The 20471-nt window shown below is 52.9% G+C and carries 22 protein-coding genes; 17 read left to right on the top strand and 5 right to left on the bottom strand.

Going from position 1 to position 20471, the window contains the following annotated elements:
* Positions 1 to 31 precede the first annotated feature (31 nt).
* A complete protein-coding gene (gene rihA / locus HVY19_RS06415; RefSeq protein ID WP_181683517.1) occupies positions 32 to 967 on the top strand; it encodes a pyrimidine-specific ribonucleoside hydrolase RihA in 936 nt (311 codons plus the stop codon).
* Between the two features lie 62 nt (positions 968 to 1029).
* Here rihA and HVY19_RS06410 read toward each other — a convergent pair whose 3' ends face one another.
* Positions 1030 to 1512 carry a zinc ribbon-containing protein gene (locus HVY19_RS06410; RefSeq protein WP_181683516.1) on the bottom strand — a complete coding sequence of 161 codons (483 nt, stop codon included), beginning with the start codon at positions 1510 to 1512 and terminating at the stop codon, positions 1030 to 1032.
* Between the two features lie 236 nt (positions 1513 to 1748).
* Here HVY19_RS06410 and leuS point away from each other — a divergent pair, with 236 nt between their 5' ends.
* The 4 genes from leuS to nadD are packed head-to-tail and all read left to right on the top strand — an operon-like array spanning position 1749 to position 6613.
* Positions 1749 to 4331, top strand: coding sequence for a leucine--tRNA ligase (gene leuS / locus HVY19_RS06405; protein WP_181683515.1), 2583 nt, complete (start codon positions 1749 to 1751; stop codon positions 4329 to 4331).
* 14 nt (positions 4332 to 4345) lie between these two features.
* Positions 4346 to 4939 carry an LPS assembly lipoprotein LptE gene (gene lptE / locus HVY19_RS06400; RefSeq protein WP_181683514.1) on the top strand — a complete coding sequence of 198 codons (594 nt, stop codon included), beginning with the start codon at positions 4346 to 4348 and terminating at the stop codon, positions 4937 to 4939.
* Positions 4939 to 5970, top strand: a complete 1032-nt coding sequence (holA, locus tag HVY19_RS06395) for a DNA polymerase III subunit delta (protein ID WP_181683513.1) — start codon at positions 4939 to 4941, stop codon at positions 5968 to 5970. Before lptE ends, holA begins: the two co-directional genes overlap by 1 nt.
* Position 5971: 1 nt before the next feature.
* Positions 5972 to 6613: a nicotinate-nucleotide adenylyltransferase gene (gene nadD, locus HVY19_RS06390; protein WP_181683512.1), complete on the top strand. Its 642-nt coding sequence runs from the start codon at positions 5972 to 5974 to the stop codon at positions 6611 to 6613.
* Here nadD and cobD read toward each other — a convergent pair.
* Positions 6588 to 7673 (bottom strand): threonine-phosphate decarboxylase CobD, encoded by a 1086-nt coding sequence (gene cobD, locus HVY19_RS06385; RefSeq protein WP_181683511.1) that lies wholly within the window; start codon positions 7671 to 7673, stop codon positions 6588 to 6590. The two genes, nadD and cobD, sit on opposite strands and share 26 nt — an antisense overlap.
* A 97-nt stretch (positions 7674 to 7770) precedes the next feature.
* On the opposite strand from cobD, the gene HVY19_RS06380 reads away from it, so the two are divergent.
* The 11 genes from HVY19_RS06380 to lipA all read left to right on the top strand — a co-directional run bounded on the left by HVY19_RS06380 (position 7771) and on the right by lipA (position 18495).
* Complete coding sequence (locus tag HVY19_RS06380) at positions 7771 to 8382, top strand: adenosylcobalamin/alpha-ribazole phosphatase (protein ID WP_181683510.1); 612 nt, start codon at positions 7771 to 7773, stop codon at positions 8380 to 8382.
* A 258-nt stretch (positions 8383 to 8640) separates the two neighbouring features.
* Complete coding sequence (gene rsfS, locus HVY19_RS06375) at positions 8641 to 8958, top strand: ribosome silencing factor (protein ID WP_012904988.1); 318 nt, start codon at positions 8641 to 8643, stop codon at positions 8956 to 8958.
* Positions 8959 to 8961: 3 nt separating this feature from the next.
* Positions 8962 to 9429, top strand: a complete 468-nt coding sequence (rlmH, locus tag HVY19_RS06370; protein WP_003022725.1) for a 23S rRNA (pseudouridine(1915)-N(3))-methyltransferase RlmH — start codon at positions 8962 to 8964, stop codon at positions 9427 to 9429.
* A 29-nt stretch (positions 9430 to 9458) separates the two neighbouring features.
* The gene (gene mrdA, locus HVY19_RS06365; RefSeq protein WP_181683509.1) at positions 9459 to 11360 is read left to right on the top strand and encodes a peptidoglycan DD-transpeptidase MrdA; all 1902 of its coding nucleotides are present in this window, start codon (positions 9459 to 9461) and stop codon (positions 11358 to 11360) included.
* A gap of 2 nt (positions 11361 to 11362) precedes the next feature.
* Positions 11363 to 12475, top strand: a complete 1113-nt coding sequence (mrdB, locus tag HVY19_RS06360) for a peptidoglycan glycosyltransferase MrdB (protein WP_181683508.1) — start codon at positions 11363 to 11365, stop codon at positions 12473 to 12475.
* A gap of 10 nt (positions 12476 to 12485) precedes the next feature.
* Positions 12486 to 13586 carry an endolytic peptidoglycan transglycosylase RlpA gene (gene rlpA / locus HVY19_RS06355; RefSeq protein ID WP_181683507.1) on the top strand — a complete coding sequence of 367 codons (1101 nt, stop codon included), beginning with the start codon at positions 12486 to 12488 and terminating at the stop codon, positions 13584 to 13586.
* A 147-nt stretch (positions 13587 to 13733) separates the two neighbouring features.
* Positions 13734 to 14945: a D-alanyl-D-alanine carboxypeptidase DacA gene (dacA, locus tag HVY19_RS06350; RefSeq protein ID WP_181684229.1), complete on the top strand. Its 1212-nt coding sequence runs from the start codon at positions 13734 to 13736 to the stop codon at positions 14943 to 14945.
* Positions 14946 to 15053: 108 nt separating this feature from the next.
* Positions 15054 to 15317 (top strand): DUF493 family protein YbeD, encoded by a 264-nt coding sequence (gene ybeD, locus HVY19_RS06345; RefSeq protein WP_042320704.1) that lies wholly within the window; start codon positions 15054 to 15056, stop codon positions 15315 to 15317.
* A gap of 109 nt (positions 15318 to 15426) precedes the next feature.
* The gene (gene lipB / locus HVY19_RS06340; protein ID WP_181683506.1) at positions 15427 to 16068 is read left to right on the top strand and encodes a lipoyl(octanoyl) transferase LipB; all 642 of its coding nucleotides are present in this window, start codon (positions 15427 to 15429) and stop codon (positions 16066 to 16068) included.
* Positions 16069 to 16366: 298 nt separating this feature from the next.
* Positions 16367 to 17320, top strand: a complete 954-nt coding sequence (locus HVY19_RS06335) for a YbeF family transcriptional regulator (RefSeq protein WP_181683505.1) — start codon at positions 16367 to 16369, stop codon at positions 17318 to 17320.
* A gap of 209 nt (positions 17321 to 17529) precedes the next feature.
* Positions 17530 to 18495: a lipoyl synthase gene (gene lipA, locus HVY19_RS06330; protein WP_181683504.1), complete on the top strand. Its 966-nt coding sequence runs from the start codon at positions 17530 to 17532 to the stop codon at positions 18493 to 18495.
* Between the two features lie 99 nt (positions 18496 to 18594).
* Here the strand turns inward: lipA and tatE are convergent, their stop codons facing one another.
* Together tatE and HVY19_RS06320 are read right to left on the bottom strand one after the other, a co-directional pair.
* Entirely contained in the window at positions 18595 to 18795 is a 201-nt protein-coding gene (tatE, locus tag HVY19_RS06325) for a twin-arginine translocase subunit TatE (protein WP_181683503.1), read from the bottom strand.
* Between the two features lie 128 nt (positions 18796 to 18923).
* Positions 18924 to 19712, bottom strand: a complete 789-nt coding sequence (locus tag HVY19_RS06320; RefSeq protein ID WP_181683502.1) for a deaminated glutathione amidase — start codon at positions 19710 to 19712, stop codon at positions 18924 to 18926.
* A 91-nt stretch (positions 19713 to 19803) separates the two neighbouring features.
* Here HVY19_RS06320 and crcB point away from each other — a divergent pair, with 91 nt between their 5' ends.
* Complete coding sequence (crcB, locus tag HVY19_RS06315) at positions 19804 to 20187, top strand: fluoride efflux transporter CrcB (protein WP_181683501.1); 384 nt, start codon at positions 19804 to 19806, stop codon at positions 20185 to 20187.
* 52 nt (positions 20188 to 20239) lie between these two features.
* Here the strand turns inward: crcB and cspE are convergent, their stop codons facing one another.
* Entirely contained in the window at positions 20240 to 20449 is a 210-nt protein-coding gene (gene cspE / locus HVY19_RS06310; protein ID WP_000034826.1) for a transcription antiterminator/RNA stability regulator CspE, read from the bottom strand.
* Positions 20450 to 20471: the final 22 nt, after the last annotated feature.

Below are 20471 nucleotides of genomic sequence, written 5' to 3'. Positions count from 1 at the left end.
TGCCGCACAGTAGCACTTACAAGGAGCAACAATGGCACTTCCGATTTTGTTAGATTGCGACCCGGGTCATGATGACGCTATCGCAATTGTTCTCGCCCTCGCCTCACCCGAACTTGATGTCAAAGCCATCACCTCATCCGCCGGTAACCAGACGCCCGATAAAACGCTGCGTAACGTGTTACGGATGCTGACCTTGCTGAATCGCCCGGATATTCCGGTCGCAGGCGGCGCGGTAAAGCCGCTGATGCGCAAGCTGATTATTGCTGATAACGTTCACGGCGAAAGCGGGCTTGATGGTCCGGCGCTTCCGGAACCATCCTTCACGCCTCTGACCTGCACGGCCGTTGAACTGATGGCGAAGACCCTGCGAGAAAGTCCGGAACCGGTCACCATTGTCTCCACAGGGCCACAGACGAATGTCGCACTGCTGTTGAACAGCCATCCGGAGCTGCATGACAAGATAGCCCGCATCGTCATTATGGGTGGCGCAATGGGGTTAGGAAACTGGACGCCAGCGGCAGAATTTAACATCTACGTGGACCCGGAAGCGGCGGAAATCGTCTTTCAGTCAGGGATCCCTGTGGTGATGGCGGGTCTGGATGTGACGCATAAAGCGCAAATTCACATTGACGATACCGAGCGTTTTCGCGCCATTGGCAACCCGGTTTCGACAATTGTCGCCGAGCTGCTCGACTTCTTCTTTGAGTACCATAAAGACGAGAAATGGGGCTTCGTTGGCGCGCCGCTGCATGACCCTTGCACCATTGCCTGGCTGCTGAAACCTGAGTTGTTCACAACCGTCGAGCGCTGGGTTGGCGTCGAGACGACCGGGAAATATACCCAGGGGATGACCGTGGTGGATTACTATTTCCTGACCGGCAATAAACCTAACGCCACTGTGATGGTGGATTTGGATCGCGAAGGGTTTGTAGATTTGTTAGCCGAACGGTTGAAGTTTTACGCGTAATGTTTGCCGGATGGCGGCTTCGCCTTATCCGGCCTACACATCACCATCAACACGCCCAAGAATCACGGCTCAAACGGCCTGCGCTGGAACTGATCGTGCCCGCATTTTGGGCACAGCGGCAGCACTTCCGGCGTATACACCGCCAGGTGAAAATGGCATTTTTCACATACCAGATTACCCAACCCGACGACCTCTCCGCTGTGATAAACCCCGTGATGACTAAGATCCTGGAACACTTCGCGCCATTCAAGCTGCGTTTTGTCGGTGATATCCGCCAGCTCCTGCCACAGGCTCTCTTTGATCACCCGCATAAAGACGCTGTCAGACTCTTCTTCCAGGCTCTCTTCATAGCTGATGGCAAACTCTTCAAGATCGCGCCTGACGGCCCGCGTCAGTTCGTCCACCTCAGTTCGCGTTAACTCCCCGGCCTGCAAAAACCGTTGTCGCGCCTGTTCGACCAGCGCATCGATATCACGCTCGCCGTTACGCAGGCGTTCGCTTAATGATGTCACCAGTTCACGGTAATATTGAGCAACCTTGTTCATCGTTTCGCCTCCTGGGTGGTTAACTGTCTATAATAATAGACGTTATTTACGCTACGCTTTGCCAGACTGACCACAGACTGTGTAAATTCTTGCAAGGATTATCCTTGTACGAATTCGATGCTGAGTGCGCGAAAGGCTGTTTTGGCGCGGGCGTTTGGGCTATGCTATGCGGATCTGAAACACCACCTCTTAAAGCTACAATTGTAGCTGTATTGAAAACAGGACCACTGGCTGCCATGCAAGAGCAATACCGCCCGGAAGAGATAGAATCCAAAGTACAGCTTCACTGGGATGAGAAGCGCACATTTGAAGTAACCGAAGACGAGAGCAAAGAGAAGTATTACTGCCTGTCTATGCTTCCCTATCCTTCTGGTCGACTACACATGGGCCACGTACGCAACTACACCATCGGTGACGTCATTGCCCGTTACCAGCGCATGCTGGGTAAAAACGTCCTTCAGCCCATCGGCTGGGATGCATTCGGTCTGCCTGCGGAAGGCGCGGCAGTGAAAAATAACACTGCGCCAGCACCGTGGACGTACGACAATATCGCTTACATGAAAAACCAGCTCAAAATGCTGGGCTTCGGCTATGACTGGAGCCGCGAGCTGGCGACCTGCACCCCGGAATACTACCGTTGGGAACAGAAATTCTTCACCGAGCTGTACAAAAAAGGTCTGGTTTACAAAAAGACCTCAGCGGTGAACTGGTGTCCGAACGATCAGACCGTACTGGCAAATGAGCAGGTTATCGACGGCTGCTGCTGGCGCTGCGATACCAAAGTTGAGCGTAAAGAGATCCCGCAGTGGTTTATTAAAATCACCGCCTACGCAGACGAACTGCTGAACGATCTGGATAAACTGGACCACTGGCCTGACACCGTGAAAACGATGCAGCGCAACTGGATTGGCCGTTCCGAAGGCGTGGAAATCACCTTTGACGTCAAGGGCTACGATAACACCCTGACCGTTTACACCACCCGCCCGGATACCTTTATGGGCGCGACCTACCTGGCCGTTGCCGCAGGTCACCCGCTGGCGCAGCAGGCCGCCGCGAACAACGCCGAACTGGCGGCCTTTATCGATGAATGCCGTAACACCAAAGTGGCCGAAGCCGAAATGGCGACTATGGAGAAAAAAGGCGTTGATACCGGCTTTAAAGCGATTCACCCGTTAACGGGCGAAGAGATCCCGGTCTGGGCAGCGAACTTCGTGCTGATGGAATACGGTACCGGCGCAGTGATGGCCGTTCCGGGTCACGATCAGCGCGACTACGAATTTGCCACTAAGTACGGTTTAACCATCAAGCCAGTTATCCTGGCGGCCGATGGTTCTGAACCTGACCTGTCTGAGCAGGCATTGACGGATAAAGGCACGCTGTTCAATTCGGGGGAATTCAGCGGTCTGAGCTTCGAAGACGGCTTCAACGCCATTGCCGACAAGCTGGCGGAGAAAGGTGTTGGCGAGCGTAAAATTAACTACCGTCTGCGTGACTGGGGCGTTTCCCGTCAGCGTTACTGGGGTGCCCCAATCCCGATGGTGACCCTGGAAGACGGCACCGTACTGCCGACACCGGAAGATCAACTGCCGGTGATCCTGCCGGAAGATGTGGTTATGGACGGCATCACGAGCCCGATCAAGGCCGACCCTGAGTGGGCAAAAACCACCGTCAACGGCCAGCCTGCGCTGCGTGAAACCGACACCTTCGATACCTTTATGGAGTCCTCCTGGTATTACGCACGCTATACCTGCCCGCAGTATCAGGAAGGCATGCTGGATTCTAAAGCCGCCAACTACTGGCTGCCAGTGGATATCTACATTGGCGGTATCGAACACGCCATCATGCACCTGCTCTACTTCCGCTTCTTCCACAAGCTGATGCGCGACGCGGGCATGGTGAACTCTGACGAACCGGCTAAGCAGTTGCTGTGTCAGGGTATGGTACTGGCCGATGCGTTCTACTACGTCGGCGCGAACGGCGAGCGTAACTGGGTTTCTCCGGTTGACGCGATCGTTGAGCGCGACGAGAAAGGCCGTATCGTGAAGGCAAAAGACGCGGAAGGTCATGAGCTGGTCTATACCGGCATGAGCAAAATGTCTAAGTCGAAAAATAACGGCATCGACCCGCAGGTCATGGTTGAGCGTTACGGCGCGGATACGGTTCGTCTGTTCATGATGTTCGCTTCTCCGGCTGATATGACGCTGGAATGGCAGGAATCCGGTGTTGAAGGGGCTAACCGCTTCCTTAAACGCGTCTGGAAACTGGTTTACGAACACACTTCACGTGGCGACGCACCTGCTCTGAACGTAGAGGCGCTAACGGAAGATCAAAAAGCGCTGCGCCGCGACGTACACAAAACTATCGCTAAAGTGACCGATGATATCGGTCGCCGTCAGACCTTCAACACCGCAATTGCGGCGATCATGGAGCTGATGAATAAGCTGGCGAAAGCGCCGCTGGACGGCGAGCAGGATCGCGCACTGATGCAGGAAGCCCTGCTGGCGGTGGTGCGTATGCTTAACCCGTTCACGCCGCACGTGTGCTTTACTTTATGGCAGGCGCTGAAAGGCGAAGGCGATATCGATAACGCGCCATGGCCGGTGGCAGACGACGCTGCAATGGTCGAAGACTCGACTCTGATTGTGGTGCAGGTCAACGGCAAAGTGCGTGGCAAAATCACCGTTCCGGTGAATGCGACAGAAGAACAGGTTCGTGAACGTGCGGGTCAGGAACATCTGGTCGCAAAATATCTTGAGGGCGTTACCGTGCGTAAAGTGATTTACGTTCCGGGCAAACTCCTCAATCTGGTCGTTGGCTAAGCGCGGGAGGAAGCGTGCGATATCTGGCAACATTGTTGTTATCTCTGGCGGTGTTAATCACCGCCGGGTGTGGCTGGCACCTGCGCAGTACGACGCAGGTTCCGGACACAATGAAAACCATGATCCTTATCTCCGGCGATCCAAACGGCCCGCTGAGCCGTGCGGTACGTAACCAGCTGCGTCTGAACGATATTGAGCTACTCGATCAGAGTACGCTTCGTACAGACGTTCCGTCTCTGCGTCTGGGAGCAGTGGGCATTTCGAAAGACACGGCTTCCGTGTTCCAGAATGGTCAGACCGCGGAATACCAGATGGTGATGACGGTCAGTGCTTCGGTATTGATTCCTGGTCAGGATATTTATCCTATTCGCGTCAAGGTGTTCCGTTCATTCTTCGACAACCCGCAGATGGCGCTGGCGAAGGATAACGAGCAGGACATGATCATCAAAGAGATGTACGACCGCGCCGCAGAGCAGTTGATTCGTAAGTTGCCAAGCGTTCGCGTTGCGGAAGTGCGATCTTCTCAGGAAGAAGCGGTCAGCGCAGAAGCGAGCGAGACCGCGACGCCGTCCTCATCCACGCGCGTCTCCACCACGCTGGGTAACTGATGATTCGGTTGTACCCTGAACAACTCCGCGCGCAGCTCTCTGAAGGGCTGCGCGCGGCGTATCTGTTACTCGGAAATGACCCACTGCTGCTGCAGGAAAGTCAGGACGCCATTCGTCAGGTTGCGGCGACGCAAGGGTTTGAAGAACATCACGTCTTCACTATCGACAGCAGTACCGACTGGGATGCCCTGTTTTCGCAATGCCAGGCAATGAGTCTGTTCGCCAGTCGGCAAACGCTGTTATTGCTGCTACCGGAAAATGGACCGAATGCCGCCATTAACGAACAGCTCGCCACCTTAACTCGCTTGTTGCATGACGATCTGTTGCTCATCGTCCGCGGCAACAAACTCAGCAAAGCGCAGGAAAATGCCGCCTGGTTTGGGGCGCTGGCTGACCGTAGCGTTCAGGTCAGTTGTCAGACGCCAGAACAAGCACATCTTCCCCGCTGGGTTGCTGCCCGCGCGAAGCAAAACAATCTGCAACTGGATGACGCCGCCAATCAACTGCTGTGCTACTGCTATGAGGGTAACCTGCTGGCCCTGGCACAGGCGCTGGAACGTTTGTCGTTGCTGTGGCCGGACGGCAAGCTCACGCTGCCTCGCGTAGAGCAGGCGGTGAATGATGCAGCACATTTCACTCCGTTTCATTGGGTGGATGCGCTGGTGATGGGCAAAAGCAAACGCGCGCTGCATATACTCCAGCAACTGCGTCTGGAAGGTAGCGAACCCGTTATTTTACTGCGAACCTTACAGCGTGAACTGCTACTGCTGGTCAATCTGAAGCGGCAGTCCGCCCATACGCCTCTACGCTCACTCTTTGATAAGCATCGCGTCTGGCAAAATCGTCGCGGCATGATTGGCGATGCGCTGAACCGGTTGAGTGAAGAGCAGTTACGTCAGGCGGTGCAGTTGCTCACCCGTACAGAAATGACGGTCAAACAGGATTACGGACAGTCGGTATGGAGCGAACTGGAGGGACTTTCTCTCCTGATCTGCCACAAAGCGCTCGCCACTGTTTTTATCGACGGCTGATATGAAATCGTTACAGGCACTCTTCGGCGGCACCTTCGACCCGGTGCATTATGGTCATCTCAAGCCCGTGGAAACGCTGGCGAACCTGATTGGTCTTTCCCGCGTCATCGTGATGCCAAACAATGTTCCCCCTCATCGTCCACAGCCTGAAGCCACCAGCACACAGCGTAAGACGATGCTGGAACTGGCGATTGCCAACAAACCGCTTTTTATCCTTGATGAGCGCGAACTCCGTCGCGATACGCCCTCTTATACGGCCCAGACGCTGAAAATCTGGCGTGAAGAACAGGGGCCGGAAGCACCGCTGGCGTTTATCATCGGCCAGGATTCCCTGCTCACTTTCCCCACCTGGCACGACTACGAAACCATTCTCGACAATACGCATCTGATTGTCTGCCGCCGTCCTGGCTATCCTCTCGAAATGGCGCAGGAACAGCATCAGCGGTGGCTGGAACACCATCTGACCCACACGCCGGATGACCTGCACCAACTTCCCGCCGGGAAAATCTATCTGGCGGAAACGCCGTGGTTCAATATCTCCGCCACCCTGATTCGTGAACGTCTGGAAAAGGGCGAACCGTGTGACGATCTGATGCCTCAAGCGGTGCTGGAGTATATCAATCAGCATGGCCTGTATCGCTGAGTATCTCCGAAAGCGCTGACAACAGGCGGTTATTCTCTTCGACGCTGCGTATTGCCACGCGAAAAAAGCGCTTATCCAGTCCCGGATAGTTGGCGCAGCTGCGAATCAAAATGTGCCGTGTCAGCAGCGCTTGCTGAAGATCGATCTCGCAGCGCAGTAACAGGTAATTTGCCCGGCCCGGGTAGACCGTCAGCCCAGGCAGCGTGCAGAGTTGCTGATAAAAACGCTGCCCTTCTTCTTGCAGCCACTGCCAGGTCGCCTGTTGATAAATGGTATCTTCAAGCACTGATTCTCCGGCAAGAGCCGCAAACGCATTAATCGACCACGGCATCTGCCGCGCTCTCATTGCGGCGACGGCCTGTACATCGCTGTTGATGAGATAACCCAGACGCAGCCCGGGTATCGCGTAAAATTTCGTTAGCGATCGCAGCACCCAAATATGAGGATGATCATGTAAAACGCAAATAAATCCCGGTTCTTCCGCAATGAAATCAAGAAACGCTTCATCCAGAATAAGTGAAATTTTCAGAGACTTACAACGGTCTGCAATCGCCAGAAGCAGTGCCCGTTCAGGCAGCAATCCCGTGGGATTATTAGGCGTACATAAAAACAAACAGTCCAGATCAGGCGTCAGCGCATCAAGAATTTCCCCGGTCAACTGCCAGCCGTTCTCTTCCCGCAGGGCGAACTCATCGATGTGGCATTCGCTACACTGCAACGCCCGGCGATATTCCGCGAATCCGGGCGTCACAATCATGGCCCGCTTTGGCCTCAGGCCACCCACCAGCGTATAAATGGCCTCTGTTTCACCGTTTCCGGCAAGGATCCAGTCGGCAGGAATCTGGTGGTGCCGCGCCAGTGCCTGGTGCAGATGCGCGTACTCCACGTCCGGATAGCGCTCCGCCAGGTGCAAATTGTCGACAATGGCGCGTTTTACTGACTCAGGCATACCCAGCGGATTAATATTCGCGCTAAAATCCAACAACTGTTCGGTAGAAATACCGAGAAGTTCAGCGGCCTCCCGGGTGTTGCCACCGTGCGCGCTTTTGAATAAAGACATCGTGCCGCTCCCGCTAAAAGACCGTATTTTAAAGAAATTACCGTGCGCAATCAGGGCGAATATCATGTTTTGCGCGAATTCGTATTGTGAGGGAAAAATGCGACTCTGGTTAGTTCGTCATGGTGAAACTGAAGCCAATGTGGCAGGACTGTATAGCGGGCATGCGCCCACTGCGTTGACCGAACGCGGCGTTGCCCAGGCGCAAACCCTGAATACCCTACTCGCCCAGGTCCCGTTTGAGCAGGTACTGTGTAGTGAACTGGAGCGCGCGCAGCGTACGGCGCAACTGGTGCTGGCGGGGCGCGATCTCCCGCTCCAGGTGAAACCCGAACTGAACGAGATGTTTTTTGGCGACTGGGAAATGCGCCATCACCGGGACCTGGTCATTGAAGACGCTGAAAACTATGCGGCGTGGTGCAACGACTGGCAAAATGGCGTTCCTACCAACGGCGAAGGATTTAGCGCTTTCGCTCAGCGCATTGAACAGGTTATCCAGCAACTGGCGGACTATCAACATATCCCCCACGTGCTGATGGTGAGTCATCAGGGCGTGCTAAGCCTGTTAATTGCCCGTCTGCTATCGCTTCCCGCCGCCGCTATGTGGAACTTTCGCGTTGAGCAAGGGTGCTGGAGTGCAATTGATTTATCAGACAATTTCGCCACGCTTCGCGTTTTAAACAGCAGAGCTGTCTGGCACCCCGGCGAATGAATCCTCTGTTTTTTATCCTCACAGCCGTTCAGCCCATTGACACCCCCTGACAGGCTGTTATCCTCCGCAGCCAGACTTTTCCCGCCCGGCAGCACTTCGCAGAAATTGTTTTACAAAAATGGCGATGCATAATGTTGCCAGGGGTGGGATGATAGCCCGCCTTCTTAATAGCGGTTCAATGACAGTTGTGCCGATATCATACAGGTTCAGGTATACTGTCGGGCTTGTTTGTATCATTTATGTTCCCAGGGGGAAAACTTGCAGGGTAAAGCACTCCAGGATTTTGTAATCGACAAAATTGATGACCTTAAAGGTCAGGACATCATCGCCTTAGACGTTCAGGGCAAATCCAGTATCACCGACTGCATGATCATCTGCACCGGTACCTCCAGCCGTCACGTGATGTCTATCGCGGACCACGTTGTTCAGGAATCCCGTGCCGCAGGTATGCTGCCATTGGGCGTGGAAGGCGAAAGCGTCGCTGACTGGATCGTCGTCGACCTGGGTGAGGTGATTGTCCATGTTATGCAGGAAGAGAGCCGTCGCCTGTATGAGCTGGAAAAACTCTGGAGTTAATGCGTGAAGCTTCAACTTGTCGCGGTTGGCACGAAAATGCCCGACTGGGTACAAACCGGTTTTACCGAGTACCTGCGGCGTTTTCCGAAAGATATGCCTTTTGAGCTGATTGAAATTCCAGCAGGCAAACGCGGCAAGAACGCGGATATCAAACGCATTCTTGATAAAGAGGGTGAGCAGATGCTGGCGGCCGCAGGTAAAAACCGCATTGTCACCCTGGACATTCCCGGTAAACCCTGGGACACGCCGCAATTAGCAACTGAGCTGGAACGCTGGAAGCTGGATGGTCGTGATGTCAGTCTGTTAATCGGTGGGCCGGAGGGATTATCGCCTGCCTGTAAAGCGGCTGCGGAACAAAGCTGGTCGCTCTCTGCATTAACCCTTCCTCACCCGCTGGTTCGGGTATTGGTGGCAGAGAGTTTGTACCGGGCGTGGAGCATTACCACTAACCACCCTTATCACCGTGAGTGATCATTGAGCTTGAGTAGACTACGCAGCGGATGAAACTACAGAATTCTTTTCGCGACTATACTGCTGAGTCCGCGCTATTTGTGCGGCGGGCGCTGGTCGCCTTTTTGGGTATATTGCTGCTCTCTGGCGTGCTGATTGCCAATCTTTATAACCTGCAGATTGTCCGTTTTACTGATTATCAGACTCGCTCGAATGAAAACCGCATCAAGCTAGTGCCGATTGCCCCCAGCCGGGGAATTATCTACGACCGTAACGGCATTCCTCTCGCCCTGAACCGCACCATCTATCAAATCGAAATGATGCCGGAGAAGGTCGACAACATTCAGCAAACCCTGGACGCACTGCGTACCGTCGTGGATCTCTCTGACGACGATATTGCCGCTTTCAAGAAAGAACGCGCCCGCTCGCATCGTTTCACCTCCATACCGGTTAAAACCAACCTGACTGAAGTGCAGGTGGCGCGCTTTGCCGTTAACCAGTATCGCTTCCCTGGCGTGGAAGTAAAAGGGTATAAGCGGCGTTATTATCCTTACGGTTCCGCCCTCACCCACGTCATTGGCTATGTATCGAAAATTAACGATAAAGACGTCGAGCGGCTGGACAAAGACGGTAAGCTCGCAAACTACGCCGCCACGCATGACATCGGTAAGCTGGGTATTGAGCGCTACTATGAAGACGCGCTGCATGGAGAGACGGGCTACGAAGAGGTTGAGGTTAATAACCGTGGCCGCGTGATCCGCCAGTTAAAAGAAGTGCCGCCTCAGGCTGGACACGATATTTACCTGACGCTGGATCTTAAACTTCAGCAGTATATTGAAACCCTGCTCGCCGGAAGTCGTGCAGCGGTCGTTGTAACCGATCCCCGCACAGGCGGCGTGCTGGCGCTGGTTTCGATGCCCAGCTATGACCCGAACCTGTTCGTCGACGGCATCTCCAGTAAAGATTATTCCGGCTTGCTTAACGATCCCAACACGCCGCTGGTCAACCGCGCAACGCAGGGGGTTTACCCTCCGGCCTCCACGGTGAAACCTTACGTCGCAGTTTCTGCACTGAGTGCCGGCGTGATTACGCGTAATACCAGCCTTTTCGACCCCGGCTGGTGGCAGTTGCCAGGTTCAGAAAAGCGCTACCGTGACTGGAAAAAATGGGGTCATGGTCATCTGAATATCACTAAATCGCTGGAGGAGTCCGCCGATACCTTCTTCTATCAGATTGCCTACGACATGGGGATCGACCGCCTTTCAGAGTGGATGCGGAAATTTGGCTACGGTGACTATACCGGCATCGATTTGGCCGAAGAGCGTTCCGGTAACATGCCAACGCGCGACTGGAAGCTAAAACGCTTTAAGAAACCGTGGTACCAGGGCGATACCATTCCAGTGGGTATCGGTCAGGGCTACTGGACGGCAACCCCCATTCAGATGAGCAAAGCCCTGATGATTCTCATCAACGATGGCGTGGTTAAGGTTCCCCATCTGCTGATGAGTACGACGGAAAACGGTAAAAAAGTGCCATGGATCCAGCCACATGAACCGCCAGTCGGCGACATTCATTCGGGTTACTGGGAACTGGCAAAAGACGGTATGTATGGTGTAGCGAACCGGAGTAACGGGACTGCGCATAAATACTTTGCCAGTGCGCCTTATAAAATCGCGGCGAAATCCGGTACTGCCCAGGTCTTTGGTCTGAAAGCCAACGAAACGTATAACGCGCACCGCATCGCCGAACGCTTGCGTGACCATAAGCTGATGACAGCATTTGCGCCGTATAACAATCCACAGGTTGCCGTCGCCATCATTCTCGAGAACGGCGGCGCGGGCCCTGCAGTCGGTACCATTATGCGTCAAATTCTTGACCACATCATGTTGGGCGATAACAACACCGATCTGCCCGCTGAAAATCCAGCGGCTACAGCGGCAGAGGATCAATAACCATGACGGATAATCCAAACAAAAAAACATTCTGGGACAAAGTGCATATTGATCCCATCATGTTACTGATTTTGCTCGCACTGCTGGTTTACAGCTCTCTGGTCATCTGGAGCGCCAGCGGCCAGGACATTGGCATGATGGAGCGTAAAATCGGGCAGATCGCAATGGGGCTGGTGATCATGGTGGTCATGGCGCAGATCCCGCCGCGCGTATATGAAGGCTGGGCGCCCTATCTCTATATCGTCTGTATTATTTTATTGGTGGCAGTCGATGCCTTTGGGGCAATCTCTAAAGGCGCGCAGCGCTGGCTGGATTTAGGCTTCATCCGCTTCCAGCCGTCTGAGATTGCCAAAATTGCCGTTCCGCTGATGGTCGCGCGCTTTATCAACCGCGATGTTTGTCCCCCGTCGCTTAAAAACACGGCTATCGCGTTAGTGCTGATTTTTATGCCGACGCTGTTGGTTGCTGCTCAACCGGATCTGGGCACCTCGATTCTGGTCGCGCTATCCGGCCTGTTCGTGCTGTTCCTCTCCGGACTAAGCTGGCGCTTAATTGGCGTTGCGGTGGTATTAGTTGCAGCGTTCATCCCGATCCTGTGGTTCTTCCTGATGCACGATTACCAGCGGCAGCGCGTGATGATGCTGCTGGACCCGGAAACCGATCCGCTAGGTGCCGGCTACCATATCATTCAGTCGAAAATCGCTATTGGTTCCGGCGGCTTACGGGGTAAAGGATGGTTGCACGGTACCCAATCGCAGCTGGAGTTTTTGCCGGAGCGCCATACTGACTTTATCTTCGCCGTTCTGGCGGAAGAACTTGGACTGGTTGGCATACTGATCTTACTGGCGTTGTATATTCTGCTCATTATGCGTGGACTGTGGGTTGCCGCCCACGCGCAAACCACCTTTGGCCGTGTCATGGCTGGTGGGCTAATGTTAATTTTGTTCGTTTATGTCTTCGTTAATATTGGTATGGTAAGCGGTATTCTGCCCGTTGTAGGCGTTCCGCTACCGCTGGTCAGTTACGGAGGCTCAGCATTGATTGTGTTGATGGCCGGGTTCGGGATTGTTATGTCGATCCATACTCACAGAAAAATGTTATCAAAAAGCGTGTAAGGGGTGCGTAATGCGTAAGCAGTGGATTGGAATCTGCATCGCGGCTGGAATGCTTGCGGCGTGTTCGAATGATGATGGTCAGCAGCAAACTGCCGTCGCGCCAGCGCCTGCGGTATGCAACGGGCCTGTCGTTGAAATCAGCGGAGCGGATCCCCGTTTCGAATCGCTCAGCCCAACCGCGAATCAGGATTACCAGCGAGACGGTAAGAGCTACAAAATTGTGCAGGATGCCTCACGCTTTAGTCAGGCCGGCCTGGCTGCCATATATGATGCGGAGCCGGGTAGCAATCTGACCGCCTCCGGTGAAGCATTCGATCCTATGCAACTGACGGCAGCACACCCGACGCTGCCGATCCCAAGCTATGCGCGGATCACAAACCTCGCGAATGGCCGAATGATCGTCGTTCGCATTAACGATCGTGGCCCCTATGGTAACGATCGGGTCATTTCTCTTTCTCGCGCCGCAGCCGATCGCCTGAACACTTCCAATAATACCAAAGTGCGAATCGACCCGATTATCGTTGCGCAGGACGGTTCGCTCTCCGGACCTGGCATGGCCTGCACCACGGTAGCGAAACAGACCTATGCCCTGCCCGCCCGCCCCGACCTGAGCGGGGGAATGGGAGGCGCATCTTCAGCGCCCGAACCGATGCAACCACAGGGTGAAGTTCGCGCTATTAGCAATTCCACCTTACAAAGCCAAGGTGGCGAAGGTGCCCCCGTAAACAGCAGCGGCTTCCTCGGCGCACCGACAACACTCGCCGCCGGCGTTCTGGAAGGTAGCGAACCGACGCCTGCGCCGCAACCCGCGGCCCCTGCACCGGTTACCGCGCCAACGTCTACCCCGGCCGAAGCGCCAGCGCCTGTTGCCGCCCCAGCGGTCACCAGCGGCTATGTCGTGCAGGTTGGCGCAGTGAGCGATCAGGCTCGTGCTCAGCAATTTCAACAGCGGCTCGGCCAGCAGTTCGGCGTACCGGGACGCGTCACGCAGAACGGTGCCGTCTGGCGAATTCAACTTGGGCCTTTTGCCAGCAAAGCCGAAGCCAGCGCGTTACAGCAGCGTTTACAATCCGAAGCTCAACTTCAGTCATTCATTACTGGCGCACAATAACGTTACAAAGGCATCTGGTTTGTGAGTTTCTGTAAGTGACGTTAAGTTCGTTAACAAAGTCACGAGGAAAGTCAGATGCCTGCCGGTATTGCATTTGCTATAGTAGGGCACTTTTTCAATTCCATCACGGACGTCGTAGTTCAGACCATGAAGACCACTTTTTCCGCTCGTTTCATGCAGCGCATGGCGCTCACCACGGTTCTTTGCACCGCCGCTGTCTCTGGCGCGCAGGCCGATGACCTGAATATCAAAACCATGATCCCGGGTGTTCCGCAGATCGACGCGGAGTCATACATCCTGATCGATTACAACTCCGGTAAAGTGCTGGCGGAACAAAACGCCGACGCCCGTCGCGATCCGGCCAGTCTGACCAAGATGATGACCAGCTATGTCATTGGTCAGGCGATGAAAGCAGGTAAGTTCAAAGAAACCGATCTGGTTACCATCGGCAACGACGCCTGGGCCACCGGCAACCCGGTATTCAAAGGCTCCTCGTTGATGTTCCTGAAGCCGGGTATGCAAGTTCCGGTTTCACAGCTGATTCGTGGGATCAACCTGCAATCCGGCAACGATGCCTGCGTGGCGATGGCCGACTTTGCCGCCGGTAGCCAGGACGCTTTTGTGGGTCTGATGAACAGCTACGTTAATGCGCTGGGTCTGAAAAATACCCACTTCCAGACGGTTCATGGCCTGGATGCCGACGGTCAGTATAGTTCTGCGCGTGATATGGCGCTGATTGGTCAGGCGCTGATTCGTGACGTTCCTAATGAATACACGATTTACAAAGAGAAAGAGTTCACCTTTAACGGCATCCGCCAGATGAACCGCAACGGTCTACTGTGGGATAACAGCCTGAACGTCGACGGCATCAAAACCGGGCATACCGATAAAGCCGGTTATAACCTCGTGGCCTCCGCGACGGAAGGCCAGATGCGTTTGATCTCTGCCGTGTTAGGTGGTCGCACCTATAAAGGCCGCGAAACCGAAAGTAAGAAACTGCTGACCTGGGGTTTCCGCTTCTTTGAAACCGTGAGTCCGCTGAAAGCAGGCAAAGAGTTCGCCTCCGAACCGGCCTGGTTTGGTAATACTGACCGCGCCTCATTAGGTGTTGATAAGGACGTTTATCTGACGATCCCGCGTGGCCGTATGAAAGACCTGAAAGCCAGCTATGTGCTGAATGCCGCTGAGCTGCATGCGCCGCTGCAGAAAAATCAGGTGGTGGGCACGATTAACTTCCAGCTTGACGGTAAAACCATTGAACAGCGCCCGCTGGTTGTGCTCCAGGAAATTCCGGAAGGCAACTTCTTTGGCAAAATCATTGATTACATTAAACTAATGTTCCATCACTGGTTTGGTTAAAAATTGAGCACTTGAAAGTGTGATTTCCGTCCCCATATACTATGCATCAGTAAAACTCCCGCCCTCTGGCGGGAGTTGTTATTTTTTTTACGCTATGCCGGAGCTGACATGAAAACCAAACTTAACGAACTGCTTGAATTCCCTACTCCTTTTACTTACAAAGTTATGGGGCAGGCGTTACCGGAGCTGGTTGAACAGGTGGTTGAAGTGGTACAGCGCCATGCGCCAGGTGATTACTCTCCGACGGTAAAACCAAGCAGCAAAGGCAATTACCACTCGGTATCCATTACCATCAACGCAACGCATATTGAGCAGGTTGAAACACTGTACGAAGAACTCGGTAACATCGAAATCGTACGCATGGTGCTGTAAGCCTTCCCCTGGGAGTTACTCGGCGTCGTCCGGGTAACTCACCCCCTTCCCCTGCCCTCTGTGATATACTTCGCTTCCTCATCTATTCATTCTGTACGGAGATGCTGTTTTGTCTCAGGATAAAATACGGGTCCGCCAACTCGGTCTTCAGCCCTACGAGCCCGTCTCCCAGGCCATGCACGAATTTACTGATACTCGCGATGATCGCACCGCCGATGAAATCTGGCTGGTTGAGCATTATCCTGTGTTCACCCAGGGTCAGGCCGGCAAAGCGGAACATATTCTGATGCCGGGAGATATTCCGGTCATTCAAAGCGATCGTGGTGGTCAGGTGACTTATCATGGACCGGGTCAGCAGGTGATGTACGTTCTGCTGAATCTGAAGCGTCGTAAGCTGGGTGTGCGAGAACTGGTGACATTGCTCGAACAAACCGTGGTCAACACGCTCGCCGAACTGGGGATTGAAGCACACCCGCGTGCCGATGCTCCCGGCGTATATGTTGGTGACAAGAAAATTTGCTCTCTCGGTTTGCGCATTCGTCGCGGTTGTTCATTTCACGGTCTTGCGCTGAATGTTAATATGGATCTTTCACCTTTCCAGCGTATTAACCCCTGTGGTTATGCCGGAATGGAAATGGCAAAAATATCTCAATGGGATAATAACGCCACCCCTGATAATATCCAACCAAGATTATTAGCGAATATTTTAGCCCTGCTAAACAATCCTCCTTACGAATATATCCCTGCTTAACCCCAGATAAAAATGACCCAGAAAAACGCTGGGTCATATCTCATCACTCGCCCTAATGCTTTACAATGCCGCCTGGATTCTATATTTTCTTTATATCTTAAGTTGAGTCTTTAACGTCTTAACTCCTTTAAAAAGGGAGATGTGCATTTTTCACTGCACATGGCAAAAAAGCTTCAATTTGTATCATTTCTAACAGGTTATGGACACCTGTAGACGACCAATAGTGGGAAAATAATATACAAGGTACAAATTATAATTTTACCATTATTTGTGATTTGAATGGATACGGAGCGCAAGCGTGACTGATAATAACAAACCCAAAGAACATTTATATGAACATCGACCCGATGATAAACCGCAAATTTTCAGGACGCTGCGAAATATAGATTTAAACTTACTCACTATTTTTGAAGCCGTGTATGTCCACAAGGGCATTGTGAATGCGGCAAGAATACTCAACCTTACCCCTTCAGCAATTAGCCAGTCCATTCAGAAATTACGCGTTATATTTCCAGATCCGTTGTTTATTCGAAAAGGCCAGGGAGTCACGCCGACCACTTATGCCACTCATCTTCATGAGTATATCAGCCAGGGGCTGGAGTCTATTCTCGGCGCGCTTGATCTGACCGGCAGCTACGACAAGAAACGGACGATCACAATTGGCACGACGCCTTCTATCGGCGCGCTGGTGATGCCGACTATCTATCAGGCCGTCAAAGCGCGGTTTCCTCACCTTTTGTTACGTAACATTCCGGTATACGATGCGGAATTACAGCTCAGTCAGTTTCAGACGGACCTGATCATTGATAACCATGTCTACAGCAATCGCGTGGTGCAAAAACATATCTTATTCTCTGACCATATCGAACTGATTTGCCGTCAGGGACACCCAGCACTGACTTCGCCGCTAACGCAGGAGACTATTAACGCCGCGTATCACAGCCTGCTGATGGTAGAAGGACAAAGCTATGCGCAGTTGCGTCAGCGTATTCTTGAAATGTTTCCCAACCGGCAAATCAGCTTTAGCAGTTATAACGTATTTACTTCCGCATCGCTCATTGCAGGAACGGACTTACTGGGCATTATGCCCGCACGCTTTTTCAATCTGTTCAGTCATTGCTGGCCACTTCAGCGACTGCCTTATGCGTTACTGAACTGTGAGAAAATCGACTTCTCATTGCATTACAATAAACTGAGCCTGCGCGATCCGGTTCTTGAAAACGTTATCGCTACGATCCGTGACGCATTCTGAAAAAGAAATGTTACTACGTCGTCACAACTTGTCAGGGGCGAAATGGCACAAAACAACAACTATTTTACATTTTGCCAGCCAGTCAGGCTGCTTTATGGCCCGTTTCAATGATATACTGCGTGTAGTGAATTCAAAAATAGTTGATAAATACAACATTCCCTTGAATTAAAACGCTTTCCTTCGTTATTCGCAACTGGAACACGCACGCTATGAGTAAACCCATTGTGATGGAACGCGGTGTTAAATACCGCGACGCCGATAAGATGGCCCTTATCCCGGTTCAAAACGTGGCAACAGAGCGCGAAGCCCTGCTGCGCAAGCCGGAATGGATGAAAATTAAACTTCCAGCGGACTCCACTCGTATCCAGGGCATCAAAGCCGCAATGCGCAAGAATGGCCTGCATTCTGTTTGTGAAGAAGCTTCTTGCCCGAACCTGGCGGAATGTTTTAACCATGGCACCGCCACGTTTATGATCCTCGGTGCCATCTGCACCCGCCGCTGCCCTTTCTGTGACGTCGCCCACGGTCGCCCTGTGGCACCGGACGCGAACGAACCCACTAAGCTGGCGCAAACCATTGCCGATATGGCGCTGCGCTATGTGGTTATCACTTCTGTAGATCGTGACGATCTGCGTGATGGCGGTGCTCAACACTTTGCAGACTGCATCACCGCGATTCGTGAGAAGAGCCCTGCAATTAAGATTGAAACCCTGGTTCCGGACTTCCGTGGTCGAATGGATCGTGCGCTGGACATTCTGACCGAGACGCCACCGGATGTTTTCAACCACAACCTTGAAAACGTGCCACGCATTTACCGTCAGGTCCGTCCAGGCGCCGATTACAACTGGTCGCTCAAGCTACTGGAACGCTTTAAAGAAGCGCACCCGGAGATCCCAACGAAATCGGGTCTTATGGTGGGTCTGGGTGAGACTAATGCCGAAATTATCGAGGTGATGCGTGACCTACGCCGCCACGGTGTCACCATGCTTACACTGGGACAGTATCTGCAACCGAGCCGTCACCATCTGCCGGTTCAGCGTTATGTCAGTCCGGACGAATTTGAAGAGATGAAAGCGGAAGCCATGGCAATGGGCTTTACCCATGCTGCCTGCGGTCCGTTTGTCCGTTCCTCCTATCATGCCGATTTGCAGGCAAAAGGGATGGAAGTGAAGTAATTCCGAAATGAATGGTTACACTTGAAGCATAAAAAAACCCGCTTAATTGCGGGTTTTTTATCGTCAGAGTAAAACGGGATGAGCACCCTGCTCCTGGAATTACTCTTTATGCGAGAGTTTTTCAGCCTGAATGCTACCGTCTGCGTCTTTTTTGCCCGCATCGTCCTCATTCATGGCTTTCTTGAAACCCTTAATCGCCGACCCCAGGTCTCCGCCCAGTGTACGTAACTTCTTGGTACCAAACAGCAGAACGACCAGTGCGGCAACCACCAGCAGTTTGGTAATACTTATCTCACCCATAAATACCTTCTTGACTTGAAACAGGCTGCATAGCGCGCCTTATTAACCTGAGTCTATTAACGGTCATTTGACGCGAGCACACAATAGCAATCTGTAACAATGTGAATCAAGCAGCGTTTAAAAAATCATCATAATAATTGCGGTGGCGCAAATCTTCGGTTGCGCAGTACGGGCAACTGCGTTCGCACCTGACGAACACGCTCTGCGGAGATCTCCGCCATGATCAGTGCCGGGATTTCGGCAGCGGCGGCAATCGTCACGCCAAAGGGGTCGATAATGCGGCTCTGTCCAATGTTCTTATTCCCACACTCCCCTGCGGCAATCATATAACAGGTGGTATCCAGCGCCCGGGCCGCGAGCAGCGTACTCCAGTGGTGCTCTTTCAATGCTCCTCGAACCCAGGCTGCAGGCAGTACCAACACTTCAGCCCCCTGTAGCGCCTGTGCAATCGACAGTTCCGGAAAGCGGAGATCGTAGCAGGTCATTAGCCCCACTTTCAGGCCTTCAACGTCAAGTAGCGGGGCAATAGCATTCCCTGCATCCACATTGCGGGACTCCTGAATTGAAAAAGCATCATACAGGTGCAGTTTGGCGTAGTTAGCGACGATTTTGCCTTCACGTAGCGCCACCAGTGTATTCACCGCTCGGCCAGGCAATGAAGGTACATGGACGGTGAGGATGGTAGTCATCCTGTTTGTGACACTTTCCTGTAATAGTCTGTTGAGGAAAGCGCCTTCTAATTGCTGCGCAGACTTCACCGACAGATCGGGGTCGGCATCATCCCGCGCCAACAGCGCCTCCGGTAGCACTAACAGCGAGACTCCGTTTTTCGCCGCCTGCGACATTAGCGAAACGCAAATTTCGGCATTCTTTTCCCATACGGGACTTACGGCAAATTGCCCGGCAGCAACGAACATAAACCCTCCCGTTAACCTGCTTACGCTCGCCAATCATGATTGATCGGCGTTACACTCATTATTTATACCAGTCAAATAACAGGATTTAGCAGTGTTACAACTCCTTTTAGCAGTTTTTATCGGTGGCGGTACAGGAAGTGTGGCGAGATGGATGCTCAGCATGCGCTTTAATCCGATGCATCAGGCCATCCCTTTTGGAACACTGACGGCGAATCTATTGGGGGCCTTTATCATTGGCATGGGGCTGGCGTGGTTTAGTCGCATGACCCATATCGACCCGATGTGGAAGGTGCTGATCACCACCGGTTTTTGTGGCGGCCTGACGACCTTTTCTACTTTTTCCGCTGAAGTGGTTTTCTTGCTTCAGGAAGGACGGTTTGGCTGGGCGATGCTGAACGTGCTGGTCAACCTGCTGGGGTCATTTGCGATGACCGCGCTGGCATTCTGGCTGTTTTCAGCATCCAGCACGAATTAGAGACAAAAAAAACCCGCCTGATGGCGGGTTTTGAAATCTTGCTGACGTATGCTTACAGAGCGGTTACGTTTGCAGCAGAAGGGCCTTTGGCACCGTTAGTGATTTCGAACTCTACGCGCTGACCTTCAGCCAGAGTTTTAAAACCATTGGTCTGGATTGCAGAGAAGTGTACGAACACGTCTTTGCTGCCATCTTCCGGAGTAATGAAACCGAATCCTTTGGACTCATTAAACCACTTAACGTTACCTTTAATCTTAGACATCAAAATTACCTTTACATGAAAA

This window comes from Citrobacter sp. RHB25-C09 (assembly GCF_013836145.1).
In the GTDB taxonomy this organism is placed as follows: domain Bacteria; phylum Pseudomonadota; class Gammaproteobacteria; order Enterobacterales; family Enterobacteriaceae; genus Citrobacter_A.
This window is presented reverse-complemented; position numbering and strand designations above follow the sequence as displayed.

What these genes read in the sequence shown, in the direction of transcription:
- rihA (WP_181683517.1), top strand. Translation starts at nt 32, where the DNA reads ATGGCACTTCCGATTTTGTTAGATTGCGACCCGGGTCATGATGACGCT.
- HVY19_RS06410 (WP_181683516.1), bottom strand. Translation starts at nt 1,512, where the DNA reads ATGAACAAGGTTGCTCAATATTACCGTGAACTGGTGACATCATTAAGC.
- leuS (WP_181683515.1), top strand. Translation starts at nt 1,749, where the DNA reads ATGCAAGAGCAATACCGCCCGGAAGAGATAGAATCCAAAGTACAGCTT.
- holA (WP_181683513.1), top strand. Translation starts at nt 4,939, where the DNA reads ATGATTCGGTTGTACCCTGAACAACTCCGCGCGCAGCTCTCTGAAGGG.
- nadD (WP_181683512.1), top strand. Translation starts at nt 5,972, where the DNA reads ATGAAATCGTTACAGGCACTCTTCGGCGGCACCTTCGACCCGGTGCAT.
- cobD (WP_181683511.1), bottom strand. Translation starts at nt 7,673, where the DNA reads ATGTCTTTATTCAAAAGCGCGCACGGTGGCAACACCCGGGAGGCCGCT.
- HVY19_RS06380 (WP_181683510.1), top strand. Translation starts at nt 7,771, where the DNA reads ATGCGACTCTGGTTAGTTCGTCATGGTGAAACTGAAGCCAATGTGGCA.
- mrdA (WP_181683509.1), top strand. Translation starts at nt 9,459, where the DNA reads ATGAAACTACAGAATTCTTTTCGCGACTATACTGCTGAGTCCGCGCTA.
- mrdB (WP_181683508.1), top strand. Translation starts at nt 11,363, where the DNA reads ATGACGGATAATCCAAACAAAAAAACATTCTGGGACAAAGTGCATATT.
- rlpA (WP_181683507.1), top strand. Translation starts at nt 12,486, where the DNA reads ATGCGTAAGCAGTGGATTGGAATCTGCATCGCGGCTGGAATGCTTGCG.
- dacA (WP_181684229.1), top strand. Translation starts at nt 13,734, where the DNA reads ATGAAGACCACTTTTTCCGCTCGTTTCATGCAGCGCATGGCGCTCACC.
- ybeD (WP_042320704.1), top strand. Translation starts at nt 15,054, where the DNA reads ATGAAAACCAAACTTAACGAACTGCTTGAATTCCCTACTCCTTTTACT.
- lipA (WP_181683504.1), top strand. Translation starts at nt 17,530, where the DNA reads ATGAGTAAACCCATTGTGATGGAACGCGGTGTTAAATACCGCGACGCC.
- tatE (WP_181683503.1), bottom strand. Translation starts at nt 18,795, where the DNA reads ATGGGTGAGATAAGTATTACCAAACTGCTGGTGGTTGCCGCACTGGTC.
- HVY19_RS06320 (WP_181683502.1), bottom strand. Translation starts at nt 19,712, where the DNA reads ATGTTCGTTGCTGCCGGGCAATTTGCCGTAAGTCCCGTATGGGAAAAG.
- cspE (WP_000034826.1), bottom strand. Translation starts at nt 20,449, where the DNA reads ATGTCTAAGATTAAAGGTAACGTTAAGTGGTTTAATGAGTCCAAAGGA.